The sequence below is a fragment of the Subtercola boreus genome, assembly GCF_003399625.1.
Taxonomy (GTDB): Bacteria; Actinomycetota; Actinomycetes; order Actinomycetales; family Microbacteriaceae; genus Subtercola; species Subtercola boreus_C.
In genome coordinates this window covers 380,701-394,175 of record NZ_NBXA01000026.1, presented here as the reverse complement: position 1 = coordinate 394,175, position 13,475 = coordinate 380,701, and the positions used below count along the sequence as shown (strand labels likewise).

Below are 13,475 nucleotides of genomic sequence, written 5' to 3'. Positions count from 1 at the left end.
TCTCCTGCACCACACCCTCTCCTGCACCACACCTCCCCCCACACAGAAAGAGCACCATGAACCTCAAACGAACCACAGGGCTGCTGGCCATCCTGGCCGTCGGCGCCCTCGCCTTGACCGCCTGCTCAGGCGGAAGCACTGGCGCTTCCTCCTCGGGCAAGGGCGACGAACTCGCGGGTCTCTCCGGCGATGTCGGCGCGAAGGACTTCTCCGAGCAGTACATCCTCGCCAACATCACCAGCCAGCTCTTCAACGCCCACGGTGCGAACACCAAGGCCAACACGAGCGTCGTCGGATCAGCCAACGTGCGAGCTGCTCTCGTGAGCGACCAGTTCCTCGGCTACTGGGAGTACACCGGCACATCGTGGATCACCTACAACAACAACACGACCCCTGTGCAGGGCGAACAGGCCCAGTTCGACGCCACCAAGAAAGCTGACGCCGCCAACGGCATCGCCTGGCTCGACCCGGCACCCCTGAACAACACCTACGCGTTCGCGATCCTCTCCGACAAGGCGAAGGCGCTCGGCGTCACCAAGCTCAGCGACATCGCGAAGCTCCCGGTCGCCGACCAGACGTTCTGCATCGAGAGCGAGTTCTCGACCCGCGACGACGGCTGGCCCGGGGTCAAGAAGGCCTACGGTCTGGATGCCGTGCCCGACTCGAACGTCGCGCTGCTCGACACCGGGGTCATCTACACGACCACCGCCAAGGGTGACACCTGCAACTTCGGCGAGGTGTTCCAGACGGACGGCCGGATCCCGGCTCTCGGGCTCACTGTGATGCAGGACGACAAGTCCTTCTTCCCGGTCTACCAGGGAGCCTTCACGCTCAAGCAGAGCACCCTCGACAAGTACCCCGGCATCGCCGACGTGATGGCGCTGGTGTCGAGCAAACTCACCACCGAGGAGATGCAGAAGCTGAACGCCAAGGCCGATGTCGACGGTGACGATCCCGCCGACATCGCGAAGGACTGGCTGACCGAACAGGGCCTGATCTGATGACCTCGGGTCTGCAACTCGGCGAGAGCTTCGTCGGTGACGGCGTCAACGCAGCCCACGTCAACACTGTCTTCGGTGACCGCGAGGGCCCGGCCGGCGTTGCCTGGGCCACTGCCCTCGCCACCCCGAGCGCCGGCCACGTGCCGTTCGTGACGGTGCTCCGGCCCTCCCTCCCAGTGAAACCGCTGACGCTCTTCGTCACCAAGTCGGCGCCGGCCTCGGATGAGCACGGACTGCTCATCTGGGGCCCGGCCCAGGCCGGTATCGCCGCGGGAGTCGCGGAGGCGCTCGCCGACGGCATCGTCTCCCGCGAACAGGCCGACAGTCACGTCATCATCGCGGCGGTCTGGGTGAATCCCGGCGCCGACGATGCCGAGCAGGTCTACGAGAACAACCGGCTCTCGGTGCGCACCGCCCTCGAGAACGGCGTTCGCCTGCTGCCGTCGACCGACGATGTGATCGCCGCCCGCGATGCAGCCTCCAACCCGTTCTACACACCGAAGGCCAGAACCACATGAAGATCACCGACATCCGCCTCACGCGGATGGTGCTGCCGCTCGATCCACCGTTCAACGCGGCGTGGGATCCGGAACCCCGCCGGCTGTTCCCGGCGACGCTCGTCGAGGTCTTCACCGACGAGGGTGTCACCGGAGTCGGATCGGGTGACACGATGGACGGCTTCGACGCCTACCGCGACCTGTTCATCGGCACCGATCCGTTGCAGATCCTGAACCAGGTGCGCCGCATCGAGACGATCAACTTCCACGGCGGCCGGTACTGGCCGCTGGAGGCAGCGCTCTGGGACATCATCGGCAAGGTCGCGGGCCTGCCGGTCAGCGTGCTGTTCGGTGGGGCGCGCGACCGGCTGCCGGCCTACGCCTCGTCGGGGGAGCTGAAGAGCCCGGAGGCCCGGGCCGAGTCGGCGCTCGCCGCCCGCGAGCTCGGCTTCAAGGCCATGAAGATCCGGATCGCCCGTACGGCGCTCGCCGAAGGCGTGGAAGCGGTGCGCCGCACCCGCGAAGCGGTCGGTCCCGACTTCGACCTGATGGTCGACCTCAACCAGATGTGGCGGATGTCGGGAGACATCGACGCCGCGCTCCCGCTCGCCCGCGTGCAGCACGTGGCGGCCGAACTCGTCGACCTCGGCGTGCTCTGGCTCGAAGAACCGCTGCCCCAGGTCGATGTCGCGGGCGCGCAGCGCGTCAGGGCACAGACGGGCATCCAGATCGCCGGCGGGGAGATGGTGCGGTCGCTGCCCGAGATCATGGCCCTCATCGAGCAGGATGCCTTCGACATCTACCAGCCCGACGTCGCCCTCGCAGTCGGCATGCACCGCGCCCGCCAGGTCGCCGAGTCGGCGAACCTGCGGCACCGATCCTTCACCCCGCACACCTGGAGCAACGGGCTCGGACTGCTGGCCAACCTGCACGTCGCCGCGGGCGTGGATGCCGGTCCGTACATCGAGTTCCCGTTCGACCCGCCGGGCTGGACCCCGGAGCGGCGGGACTTCTTCCTCGAGCCACTGATGATCGACTCGCACGGCGACCTCGTGGTTCCGTCCGGTCCGGGGCTCGGTGTCACGATCGACCGCGCCGCCGTGGCCCGCTACACCGTCTGATCCGCCGTCCCTCTTCCCCAGCCATCACAGAAAGACATCATGACCGACTGGATCGCGGCTGCTGCCGCCCTGCGCCCGGAGACCCGGCTCTTCCTCGACGGGGAGTTCCGCCCGTCGAGCGACGGCGGCACCTTCGACACGATCACTCCCCGCGACGGAAAGGTGTTCGCGGCCGTCAGCTCGGCGAACGAGGAGGACATCGATCGGGCCGTGCGCGGTGCGGCCGCCACCTTCGAGAGCGGGGTCTGGTCGCGCGCCGACCGGCGCACCCGGCAGGCCGTGCTGCTTCGGTTGGCAGACCTGATGCTCGAGAACCGCGAGGAACTGGCGCTGCTCGAGTCGCTCGACTCCGGGCATCCGATCTCCGACTCGCTGAATGTCGACGTGCCGAACGCCGCCCGCACGGTGCGCTGGTACGCCGAGGCGCTCGACAAGGTCTACGACGAGATCGCTCCGGCCCCCGAGAGTGCGCTGGCCCTCATCAGCCGCGAACCGCTCGGCGTGATCGGGGCGGTCGTGCCGTGGAACTATCCGCTGATCATCACGGCGTGGAAGATCGCGCCCGCGCTCGCGGCCGGCAATTCGGTCGTGTTGAAGCCTGCCGAGCTCACCAGCCTGTCGGCGCTGAAGCTGGCTGGGTTGGCCGCTGAGGCAGGGCTTCCGGCAGGCGTGCTGCAGGTCGTGCCCGGGCTCGGCCGGGTGGCCGGGCAGGCGCTGGGAAGACATCCCCTGGTCGACAAGATCGCCTTCACGGGGTCGCCCGCCGTCGGCCGCGGCTTCCTCACCTATGCGGGGGAGTCGAACGGCAAGCAGGTCTCGCTCGAACTCGGCGGCAAGTCGGCGCAGCTCGTGCTCGCCGACGTCGAAGATCTCGACGCCTGCGCCTCGGCCGTGGCCTGGGGCATCTTCTACAACGCCGGCCAGACCTGCCACGGCGGCAGCCGGCTGGTGGTGGATGCCCGGGTGCACGACGAGCTGGTCGAGAAGGTCATCGCCGTGGGCTCCTCGCTCGTGCTGGGCGACCCGCTCGACGAGAGCACCCAGCTCGGTACGATCGCGAGCCGCGTGCAACTGGATCGGGTGCTCTCCTATACCGAGGTGGCCCGTTCGGAGGGCGTCACGGTGAACGGCGGCTCGCAGGTGCGGCCGGTCGGTCTCGAAAACGGCTACTACGTCGAGCCCACGGTCTACGACCACGTCGACAACTCCGGGCGCATCGGCCAGGAGGAGATCTTCGGGCCTGCGCTCTCGGTCTCGGTCGTGGAGGGCGCAGCCGAGGGCGTGCGAGTCGCCAACGAGAGCGCCTACGGCCTGGCCGCGAGCGTCTGGACGAGCGATCTGCGTACGGCGCATCGAGTCGCACGGGACCTCCGCGCCGGCACGGTCTGGGTCAACACCTTCGACGTGGCCGACGTGATCACCCCGTTCGGCGGTGTGAAGCAGTCGGGCGCGGGCCGCGACCGCTCGCTGCACGCCTTTGACAGCTACACCTCCCTCAAGACCACCTGGATCGACATCGCTCCGGGTCCGAACTACTGACCACTCTGCAGAAAGTGACTGAAATGACGAACACCCAGCCGACCACCGTCGGCTTCATCGGCCTCGGCAACATGGGCTCGGGCATGACCCGTAACCTGCAGGCGGCGGGCTTCCCGCTCGTGGTGAACGACATCCGTCGGGAGGCCGCGGCCGAGCTGATCGCAGGCGGCGCGATCTGGGCCACGACGCCCGCGGAGGTCGCCGCGGCGAGCGACGTGGTCATCACCATGCTGCCCACCCCGCGCCACGTCGATGCCGTCGTGAACGGTCCACAGGGCATCCTCGCCGGCATCGCCGACGGCGGTACCTGGATCGACATGTCGACCTCGGTGCCCGACGTCGCCAACCGCGTGCGGGCCGACAACGCCCACCGTGGCCTCCACATCCTCGACGCCCCCGTCTCCGGAATGTCGGTGGGAGCTGCGAACGGCATGCTGCAGATCTTCATCGGCGGTGAGGCGGCCGATGTCCATCGCCTCCGTCCGGTCTTCGAGGCGATGGGCGACCCCGAGCGCATCCTGCACGTCGGAGCGGCGGGCACGGGATACGCCGTCAAGCTGATGATCAACCAGCTCTGGTTCTCGCACCTCGTCGCCACCGCCGAGGTGCTGGCGATCGGTGTGAAGGCGGGTGTCGATCTCGATGTATTGCGGGCGTCTCTGGTGGCCAGCCCCGCGAACAGCAATTTCGTCGAGAACGATGTGCTCAGCATCCTCGACCACGGCGACTACGACGAGGGGTTCGCCATCGCGCTCGCGTGCAAGGACCTCGGGCTCTCGATCGACCTCGCCCGCTCGGTCGGAGTGTCGGCCGAACTCTCCGGCCTCGTCGAGCAGATCTATCGCCGGGCGAAGGCGCAGTACGGTGACCTGGCCGGCGAGATGACCCCGTTCAAGCTCTATGAAGACCTGGCCGGCACCGAGCTCCGGCGTTCCGTGGCGGTGCCCGCATGAGCATCCTGCCTCCCCAGAACGTCGCGCTCTGCGATATGACTCTCGATCTCGACCCGAAACCCTTCGCGCGCTTCGGGCGCGGCAGGGTCTCCGAGGTCGGAGCTGTCACTGCGGCGACCGGCGCCGCGAGCGCCCTCATCGTGACGGACGCCTTCCTGGCGGCCTCACCGGTGGTCGCTGCCGTGCGCGCGTCGCTCGAAACCGCGGGAATCACCGTGACCGTCTACGGCGGCGTCACCCCGAACCCCACGACGACGTGCGTCGATGAGGGCAGCGATGTCGCGCGGGACGCCGGGGTCGAGGCGCTCGTCGCTGTCGGGGGCGGTTCGTCGATGGATGCCGCCAAAGGCATATCGCTCGGAGCGGTCAATGCCAACCGAGGCATGGATCTCGACTACCGCAATGAGTTCGCCAACGACGCTCTGCCCATCATCGCTGTGCCCACCACCGCCGGAACCGGCGCCGAGGTGAATGCCTTCGGCGTGGTCACCGATGTGTCCGAGCACCGTAAGTTCTACGTCGGTTCGAACAGCGCTCTGGCCCGGGCCGCTGTGCTCGACCCCGATCTGACCGTCGGGCTGCCCCCGAAGGCCACGGCCGCCACCGGGATGGATGCCCTCACCCACGCTCTCGAGTCGTACCTGTCGCTTCGCCCGAACCCCTACAGCGACGGCATCGCGCTTCAGGTCGTCTCGACCGTCGCGGACTACCTGCCGCGTGCTGTGGACGACGGCAACGACATCGAGGCTCGCGCCCAGCTTCTCCTGGCGTCGCACATCGCGGGGGTCGGCTTCTCCCACACCGGCCTCGGCCTCGTGCACGGGATCGCGCATCCTCTCGGCGGCCGGTTCGACATCCCTCACGGGCTCGCACTCTGCCTCGTGATCGAGCGCGTGCTCCGCTACAACCTCGGCGTGCGGGGCGAACGCCTCGCCCGTGTGGCGTTCGCGCTCGGGGTCGGCGACAGCCGCGCGTCCCACGCAGACAACGCGGAAGCGGCGATCAGCGCCGTCGCCGCACTCGCTCGACGAGTCGGCATGACCGCCACCCTCTCCTCGTTCGGCGTCAGTGTCGCCGACATCCCGTCTCTCGCCGAAGACACCCTGGCCGACGCCGTGACCCTCAACAACCCGCAACAACCCGACGCCAGCGACATCGTCGCCATTCTGGAGGCCTCCCTGTGAGCCGCGCACTCGTCACATCCACCCCCACGCCCGACGACGAACGGCGGCTGATCGACTCCCTGCCCACCGGGCTGTTCATCGGCGGCGAGTGGCGCGCCGCGAGCGACGGCGGCACCTTCGACGTTCTTGACCCGTCGACCGGGCTCGTGCTCGCGTCGATCGCCAGCGCGACGCAGGCCGACGGCGCAGCGGCTCTGGATGCTGCCGCTGATGCCCAACGAGCGTGGGGCCGCACGGCGCCGCGGGAGCGCGCCGAGATCCTCCGCCGCGCCTTCGAGGCCGTGACCGAGCGCGCCGACGACTTCGCGCTGCTGATGACGCTCGAAATGGGCAAGCCGCTCGCCGAGGCTCGCGGCGAAGTGGTCTACGGAGCAGAGTTCCTTCGCTGGTTCTCTGAGGAGACCGCGCGCATCGCAGGTCGCTTCGCGATGGCCCCGGATGGCAACAGTCGCCTGCTCGTCATGAAGCGGCCGGTCGGGCCGAGCCTGTTCATCACGCCCTGGAACTTCCCGCTCGCGATGGCCACCCGCAAGATCGCCCCGGCCATCGCGGCGGGTTGCACCATGGTGCTGAAGCCGGCTGCGCTCACTCCGCTCACCGCGCTGCTGTTCACCCAGGTGCTCACCGAGGCGGGGCTTCCCGCCGGGGTGCTGAACGTCATCCAGACCACCAAGGCCGGTGCGGTGACCGGCCCCCTGATCCAGGATCCCCGGCTCCGGAAGCTCTCCTTCACCGGCTCCACCGAAGTGGGCCGACGGCTCATCGCGGATGCTGCACACCAGGTGCTCCGGGTGTCGATGGAGCTCGGCGGCAACGCTCCGCTGCTCGTGTTCGACGACGCCGACCTCGACAGGGCGGTCGACGGCGCGATGCTCGCCAAGATGCGGAACGGCGGCGAGGCGTGCACGGCGGCCAACCGCATCCTGGTGCAGCAGGGCATCGCGGCCGAGTTCTCGCGCCGGCTGACCGAGCGGATGGCCGCCCACACCGTGGCGCGGGGAACCGACCCGTCGTCGAAGACCGGCCCGCTCGTCGACGAGGGCACCCGCGACAAGGTGCACGAACTCGTGACCTCGGCGGTCGAGGCGGGCGCGACCCTGGCGCTCGGCGGACGTGCCGTGCCGGGGGCAGGCTACTTCTACGAGCCGACAGTGCTCACCGATGTGCCTGCTGGGGCACGCATCCTGAACGAGGAGATCTTCGGGCCGGTCGCCCCGATCGTGACCTTCACGACGGAGGAGCAGGGCATCCAGCTGGCGAACGCCACCGAATACGGTCTGGTCGCCTACGCTTTCACCCGCGACCTGAACCGCGGGCTGCGGCTGGCAGAAGAGCTCGAGGTCGGGATGTTCGGCCTGAACACCGGCATCGTCTCGAACCCCGCGGCCCCCTTCGGCGGTGTGAAGCAGTCGGGCACGGGGCGGGAGGGTGGCATCGAGGGCATCGAGGAGTACCTCGAGACCCGCTACGTCGGCATCGCCGACCCCTACGCTCCCTAACGGCCGGGAGTTGTCCGCCCTCGCTAGGCATGAGAGGTCGGCGGTCGGTTCATCCTGGTGTTCGCGGTCGGCCCCGGGGCCGACGCCTCGGGCGACCGTCACTACGATGTCGGCTTCAGCGCGACTCGCCGCCCTGATGCGTGCTCGCCGACCGCGACCTACAGCACCTGCAGAGAGGTCGGCACTGCGCTCGGCGCCTCGTGCGTCTGAGCGAATCATCCGGCGACTACCTCGTCGAGCTGCTCCGCGGCTCGGTGACCCGCGTCACCACCCCCTGAATGCGTCAGCTGGGGCGGCAGTCGACGATGAACTGCATCAGAGCCGTGGCGTCAGCGGTGTCGAAGAGTTCGCGGAGTTTCTCGTTGAACTCCAATCGGCGCCTCGCTGAGATGGAGATAGCGTCGAATCCGTGGAGCATGAGTTGTCCCGTCATCATGATGCGGGCAGTGCGTTTGTTGCCGTCGAAGTAGAACTGGCGCCGTGTCGCAGCGCAGAAATAGGCGATCGCCTGCTCCCGAGGATCGTCGAGTTGCCCCAGATAGGCGAGCAGCTGCACGTTCTCTTCGCGGAGTGTGCTGCCATTCGATCCAGGATCGGACGCCTGATATCGACCGAGTTCGCCGAGGCCGACCAGCCCCCCGCCCCCGACCTGTCCCTCGCCTCGGAAGTGGCCCGATTCGATTGCCTCGTGAACCGCTACGAGTCCGTGAATGTGGTCGCTGGTCGGCTTGTCGAGTTCGAACGAACCTGATTTCACCAGATCGTCGAGTTCGTTGTAGGCGTCATTGAGGGCGAGGATCTGGTCCTGGTCCTCAATCCGGTGGCCACTCACCGTGACGCCCCCCAACAGCGTCTGCACCTCGGGCAGCGTGTAGGGGTTGCCTTCGAGCGCCGCCGCATCCCAGATGTACTCGGGCAGCGCGGAGCGGAATCGGGCGCGCACCCGGCTCGTCGTCGACGGGTGGAGCAGCGAGAAGTCGATCGCCTCGCTCCTCCAGCTGATGCCGGTTTGTTCGACCTGCTCTGCTCTGTCGGCAGAAGTTCCAGTCGACGTACCGGCTGTCACCGTGCGGCCGGCGTTCTTGGCCGCGTACTGCTCGGCCCCGTTGGCCCAGCCTCGGTTCGGCTCAGACACGATTCACCAACTCCCCGCTACGTCGGCCGCGACATCCGCAGCGCTACCGCCCAGTCCGAAACCATCGATCAGGGCCTGAATGGGTGCGACGTAACGGAGGCGACCTGCGACGAGGGCGTCGATGCTCAGATCGTCCGTCCAGGGCGCAACGATGACATCTGCCCTCTCGGGTCGGCCCTGTACCAGGTGGTCGAGGGATCGGACGACCCGGTGTACGTCGTCGGCGTACAGGATGCGAGGCACTCCCGGCAGCGGTTGTTCGCTGTCCGAGATCTGCTCGAGAGCGCCACGTCCGGAGAGGATCCACGCTCTGCCGGAGTTCTCGCCGGCAGCCGCGAGTTTGAGGTCGTCGGCCTCCCCGGTCAGGAAGACGGCTCCGGTGCGCTTGAGCAGACTCGAACTCACCCCGGCAACTCTGACGATGTCGACAGGATCGTTCTCGGCCAGGCGGCCGAGCCGGTTGATCCACTGTCTGACGGACTGACCGGGCTGGAAATCGTAGCGGCCGTCCAGGAGTACGCGGGCGGCGCGACCGGCGTCAGGATCGGAGAGTGGTCGGGTTGCCACAGCCAGATCGAAGCCTGCTGCGATGGCCACCTCTCGAAGAGTCTCGATGCGAGAGTCCGTCTGGCCCTGGTCGATGCGGAAGAGAGTCGACCGGGACACACCGGACCGCGCCGCGAGAGCGACGGCGGTCAATCCCGACGCTTCGAGCAGCTCGGTGACAAAGTGATCCATGTATGCGACACTACGCCCAAGTGTTCCATACCCGGAACATGTCATCGCGGAGAATGGTGGCGGCGCGGGTCAGGGGCGGGGGCGGGCGTTCTCGCCGCGCTCGTAGACCTCGGACGCCGGACCCACGATCTTCGCATCGGGGGCACCCACGAGCTCGACGTCCTTGTTCGCGTAGTCGAAGAGGTTCAGCACGTGGCGCATCGCCTCCAGCCGGGCGCGCTTCTTGTCGTTGCTCTTCACGACGGTCCACGGGGCGTCAGCGGTGTCGGTCTGCTCGAACATCGCCTCCTTCGCCTCGGTGTAGGTGCCCCACTTGTCGAGCGACGCGATGTCCATCGGCGAGAGCTTCCACTGCCGCACGGGGTCGACCTGGCGGATCGCGAAGCGGGTGCGCTGCTCGTCGGCCGACACCGAGAACCAGAACTTCACGAGGTCGATGCTGTCGCCCACGAGCATCCGTTCGAACGCCGGGGCCTGCCGCATGAACTCCTCGTACTGCGCGTCGGTGCAGAAACCCATGACCCGTTCGACGCCGGCCCGGTTGTACCAGGATCGGTCGAACAGCACCATCTCGCCGGCGGCCGGAAGGTGCTTCACATAGCGCTGGAAGTACCACTGGGTCTGCTCGCGCTCGCTCGGCTTCTCCAGTGCCACCGTGCGGGCACCCCGGGGGTTGAGGTGCTCGGTGAACCGCTTGATCGTGCCGCCCTTGCCTGCGGCATCCCGCCCCTCGAAGACGATGACGAGCCGGCGACCCTCGGCCTTGATCCAGTTCTGCAGCTTCAACAGTTCGATCTGCAGCAGGCGTTTGCGGGCCTCGTATTCGTCGCGGTCCATCCGCTGGTCGTAGGGGTAGCCTTCGCGCCAGGTGTCGACGGAGGCGCCGTCGCGGTTCAGCAGAACCGGATCGTCGTCGTCGACGTCGAGCACGGTGAAACCGAACACGTCGTCGAGGTCGGGGGCAGGGGAGTGCGTGGTGTCGAAGCTCTCAGAGGGGGTCACGATGCGCGAGTGTACACAGGCCGGTCGACGGCGAGGTGGCCGGCGGGAGAACATCGGGTCATGACCGAGTCGATCTTCGAGCCCCGGCGGGCATCGTGCGCGGCAGGGTGGCGCCGTTCGACAGCTGAGACGTCAGGCGTGCCAGCGGTCGAGGGTGCTCTGGATGGCGTCGAGCAGGGCTACCGGCTCATCGAGCATCATCGCGTGGCCGGCATCCGGTATCTCGATCACGACAACCTCGTCGGACGCGGCGAAGGTGACGCGGGCGGCGGGTGAGAGCAGGCCGTGCTCGCCGAGGATCATGACGACGGGGCAGGCCAGGCCGTCGAGGGTGCGCGGCGGGTCTCCCGCCAGATTCAGGAATGCGGGGTCGAACTTCCAGCCCCAGCCGCCCGCAACCTCCCTGACGGAGTGCTCGGCGATGTGGCGCGCGATGTAGTCGATCGACGACTGCGCCGGCACGGGCCGAAAACGCGTGACCGCCTCCTCCTTCGTCGCGTAGACGCGGGCATGCCCGAACGAGGCCGGGTCGGATTCGGGTCGCGGGGTGCCGGCGGGCTCGATCGGCGAGTCGACGATGATCACGCCGGTGAGCGCGGGTGTGCCCCGGCGTGCGAGGACTGTCGTGGCGAGGCCGCCCATGCTGTGACCGATCACGACGGGCGGGCCGCCCAGCTCTGCTGCCGTGATCACCGCCGCCAGCTCATCGGCCCAGCCGTCGAGGGAGTATGCCGCGCGGTGGTCGCTGTCGCCGTGGCCCGAGAGGTCGACGGCGACGACACGGCGGCGGTCGGCGAGGGTTGGTGCGAGGTGGTCCCACCAGTGTGCGTTCGCGGCGCCGCCGTGCACGAGCAGGAGGTCGGGCCCGCTGGGGGAGGAGATGCCCCAGGTGCGGTAGGAGATCTCGGCGCCGACGACGGGCAGGGTGTCGACGCGGGCAACGTCGGCCAGGGCATCCGTGAACCAGTCGGGCACTCTCACACGATAGCCGAGATGCCGATGAGGGCCCGTCCGACCATGAACGGCGTCGGGGTGTTTTTAATGAGCAAACCTCGCATAATCCGTCGGATGGCGCTACCCTCAGACGAACGGCTCTCTGGAGGAATTGATGCGTCGAATCACGAAGGTCCCCGCGATGATGACGGGAGCGCTCGTCCTGCTCGTGGCCCTGTCGCTTCCGCAGACTGCGCAAGCGGGTTCGACTGAGGTCGACTTGGGTGCTCCGTCTGCTGATATACCCAGGCTGCCAGAAATTCAGCCGGCGTCTGCGCCCACTACCCGAACGCCCTCGGATGACCCGGCGTACGGAACTTGGCAGAACGACTTTCTGGCTGCGGCTGATGTGATCAGGCAGGGCCACCCCGATGAACTTGCTGAAGTGGTCGTCGGGGACGATCTCAACTCCGGAACGGTCGGCTTCGCGGCCGCAGCACCCGCCGAGGCATTGGAGCAACTGGGGAAACTCGGCCGAGTGCGTGTCACTGAGAATCTCGGCTACACAGAGAAGAGCGTGTCGGATACAGCCGCACAGGTCTACAGCCTTGCCAAAGCGACCCTTGGGCCCGAAGCGGAGCTCAACACCTACTATGACGGTGCAGACGGCAACTTCCACGTTAAGTACAGCTCTTCAGCGCCCGCGGACGACGCGTATCTGCGGAGCTCCATTTCAGCGCAGCTCGTCCTCCCGGGAAACAAACGGCTGGTGGTCGAATCCGATCCGTCCGACATGCTGGAGATGCAGAACCTGCAGGGCGGTCACGTCACCTACTGGAGTGGAATCCTGATGTGCACGTCGGCATTTCCCGTAAAGAAGCGGGACGGCGCCGACATCGGTGTACTGACGGCCGGGCACTGTCCGGGCGCGACCACGCAATGGGTGCCTGGTGGCGGTATGTACTTCTCCGTTCAGCCGAACTCGCAGTCGACATCGTCCTCGTATCCCGGCGGCGACTTCAGATGGCTTCGGAGCAGCGAGATGTTCGACGGCCTCACGTGGACCGGCACCGACTACAGGAGATTCGCTGGAGCGGGAATTGCGGCCCTGAACTCCAACATCTGCAAATACGGTGCCACAACCGGTTATGGCTGTTCTCGCGTTGCACAGCTCTTCGTGGGCTCCCAGTCGAGGGTGCTGCCCGAGGATGGGGGCGGTCTCTACGACGTCTATCCGCTCACCTGCTCGGCGACGAACATTACAGCTGGCGGGGACAGTGGTGGTCCCTGGTACTCGCAGAACGTCGCATACGGCGTCCATACCGCGGGTGGCGCAAGCAGGTCCTGCTGGAGTTCAGCTGCGCTGGCGCTCTCCAGGTTCAATCTCGTGCTGTGGACCGGGCCGTGAGGATGCGGATGTCCGGGGCGCTCCTCCTCGTCGGCGTTTCCTGCCTGACGGTCGCAACCGCTTGCACCTCGAGTGAAGTGAAGCCGAACCCCACTCCCAGCGCCGCGCTCACAACGGATGTGCCGTCATTGCTCACCGGGCTCTTCGTACCCCGCGGCCCGGCCGAGTCGCTGACCGGAACGCTGGTCCGCGCTGACGGGTGTGTCGCGTTCACGGACTCGGCGACGGAATCCACCGTTCCCGTGCTCTGGCCGCTCGGCTCACACGTCGGTCCCGGCGCTCTGAGCGTGGTGCTCGACAATGGCAGTGTCGACATGGATGCTCCCCTCGACATGTGGGGAGTGCGCATCCAGGCGAAAGAACTGTGGACTGAGACCGCGGGTGTGGCCGAGTGCGCGCCCGACCCCGAGCAGCTGGTACTGGTGGTCACCGGGCTGCGGGACATCCTCATGCAGCAGTGAAACC

General features: G+C 67.5%; 13 protein-coding genes. 9 read left to right on the top strand and 4 right to left on the bottom strand.

The features are described 5' to 3' along the window. Positions 1 to 56 precede the first annotated feature (56 nt). From B7R21_RS15365 to B7R21_RS15335, 7 genes are read left to right on the top strand one after another with little or no spacing between them, the layout of a single operon-like run. Positions 57 to 1,001 carry a glycine betaine ABC transporter substrate-binding protein gene (locus B7R21_RS15365; protein ID WP_116284100.1) on the top strand — a complete coding sequence of 315 codons (945 nt, stop codon included), beginning with the start codon at positions 57 to 59 and terminating at the stop codon, positions 999 to 1,001. Then, entirely contained in the window at positions 1,001 to 1,519 is a 519-nt protein-coding gene (gene fae, locus B7R21_RS15360; RefSeq protein ID WP_116284099.1) for a formaldehyde-activating enzyme, read from the top strand. The genes B7R21_RS15365 and fae overlap by 1 nt, the downstream gene beginning before the upstream one ends. Next, the gene (locus tag B7R21_RS15355) at positions 1,516 to 2,619 is read left to right on the top strand and encodes a mandelate racemase/muconate lactonizing enzyme family protein (protein WP_116284098.1); all 1,104 of its coding nucleotides are present in this window, start codon (positions 1,516 to 1,518) and stop codon (positions 2,617 to 2,619) included. Before fae ends, B7R21_RS15355 begins: the two co-directional genes overlap by 4 nt. 39 nt (positions 2,620 to 2,658) lie before the next feature. Beyond that, complete coding sequence (locus B7R21_RS15350; RefSeq protein WP_116284097.1) at positions 2,659 to 4,158, top strand: aldehyde dehydrogenase; 1,500 nt, start codon at positions 2,659 to 2,661, stop codon at positions 4,156 to 4,158. A gap of 14 nt (positions 4,159 to 4,172) precedes the next feature. Next, positions 4,173 to 5,111, top strand: a complete 939-nt coding sequence (locus tag B7R21_RS15345) for an NAD(P)-dependent oxidoreductase (RefSeq protein ID WP_367379409.1) — start codon at positions 4,173 to 4,175, stop codon at positions 5,109 to 5,111. Further along, a complete protein-coding gene (locus B7R21_RS15340) occupies positions 5,108 to 6,295 on the top strand; it encodes an iron-containing alcohol dehydrogenase family protein (RefSeq protein WP_116284095.1) in 1,188 nt (395 codons plus the stop codon). The genes B7R21_RS15345 and B7R21_RS15340 overlap by 4 nt, the downstream gene beginning before the upstream one ends. Next, the gene (locus tag B7R21_RS15335; RefSeq protein WP_116284094.1) at positions 6,292 to 7,794 is read left to right on the top strand and encodes an NAD-dependent succinate-semialdehyde dehydrogenase; all 1,503 of its coding nucleotides are present in this window, start codon (positions 6,292 to 6,294) and stop codon (positions 7,792 to 7,794) included. Before B7R21_RS15340 ends, B7R21_RS15335 begins: the two co-directional genes overlap by 4 nt. A 283-nt stretch (positions 7,795 to 8,077) precedes the next feature. On the opposite strand, the gene B7R21_RS15330 is transcribed toward B7R21_RS15335, so the two are convergent. From B7R21_RS15330 to B7R21_RS15315, 4 genes are all read right to left on the bottom strand, one after another. Next, positions 8,078 to 8,929: a hypothetical protein gene (locus tag B7R21_RS15330; RefSeq protein WP_216364258.1), complete on the bottom strand. Its 852-nt coding sequence runs from the start codon at positions 8,927 to 8,929 to the stop codon at positions 8,078 to 8,080. Positions 8,930 to 8,932: 3 nt separating this feature from the next. Beyond that, entirely contained in the window at positions 8,933 to 9,667 is a 735-nt protein-coding gene (locus B7R21_RS15325; RefSeq protein WP_172592203.1) for a helix-turn-helix domain-containing protein, read from the bottom strand. A gap of 69 nt (positions 9,668 to 9,736) precedes the next feature. Beyond that, positions 9,737 to 10,612 carry a polyphosphate kinase 2 gene (gene ppk2 / locus B7R21_RS15320; protein ID WP_437184194.1) on the bottom strand — a complete coding sequence of 292 codons (876 nt, stop codon included), beginning with the start codon at positions 10,610 to 10,612 and terminating at the stop codon, positions 9,737 to 9,739. 189 nt (positions 10,613 to 10,801) lie between these two features. Next, positions 10,802 to 11,644 carry an alpha/beta fold hydrolase gene (locus B7R21_RS15315; protein ID WP_216364257.1) on the bottom strand — a complete coding sequence of 281 codons (843 nt, stop codon included), beginning with the start codon at positions 11,642 to 11,644 and terminating at the stop codon, positions 10,802 to 10,804. A 160-nt stretch (positions 11,645 to 11,804) separates the two neighbouring features. On the opposite strand from B7R21_RS15315, the gene B7R21_RS15310 reads away from it, so the two are divergent. Continuing rightward, positions 11,805 to 13,010, top strand: coding sequence for a S1 family peptidase (locus B7R21_RS15310; protein ID WP_172592202.1), 1,206 nt, complete (start codon positions 11,805 to 11,807; stop codon positions 13,008 to 13,010). Positions 13,011 to 13,018: 8 nt separating this feature from the next. Next, positions 13,019 to 13,471, top strand: a complete 453-nt coding sequence (locus B7R21_RS15305; RefSeq protein ID WP_116284089.1) for a hypothetical protein — start codon at positions 13,019 to 13,021, stop codon at positions 13,469 to 13,471. Positions 13,472 to 13,475: the final 4 nt, after the last annotated feature.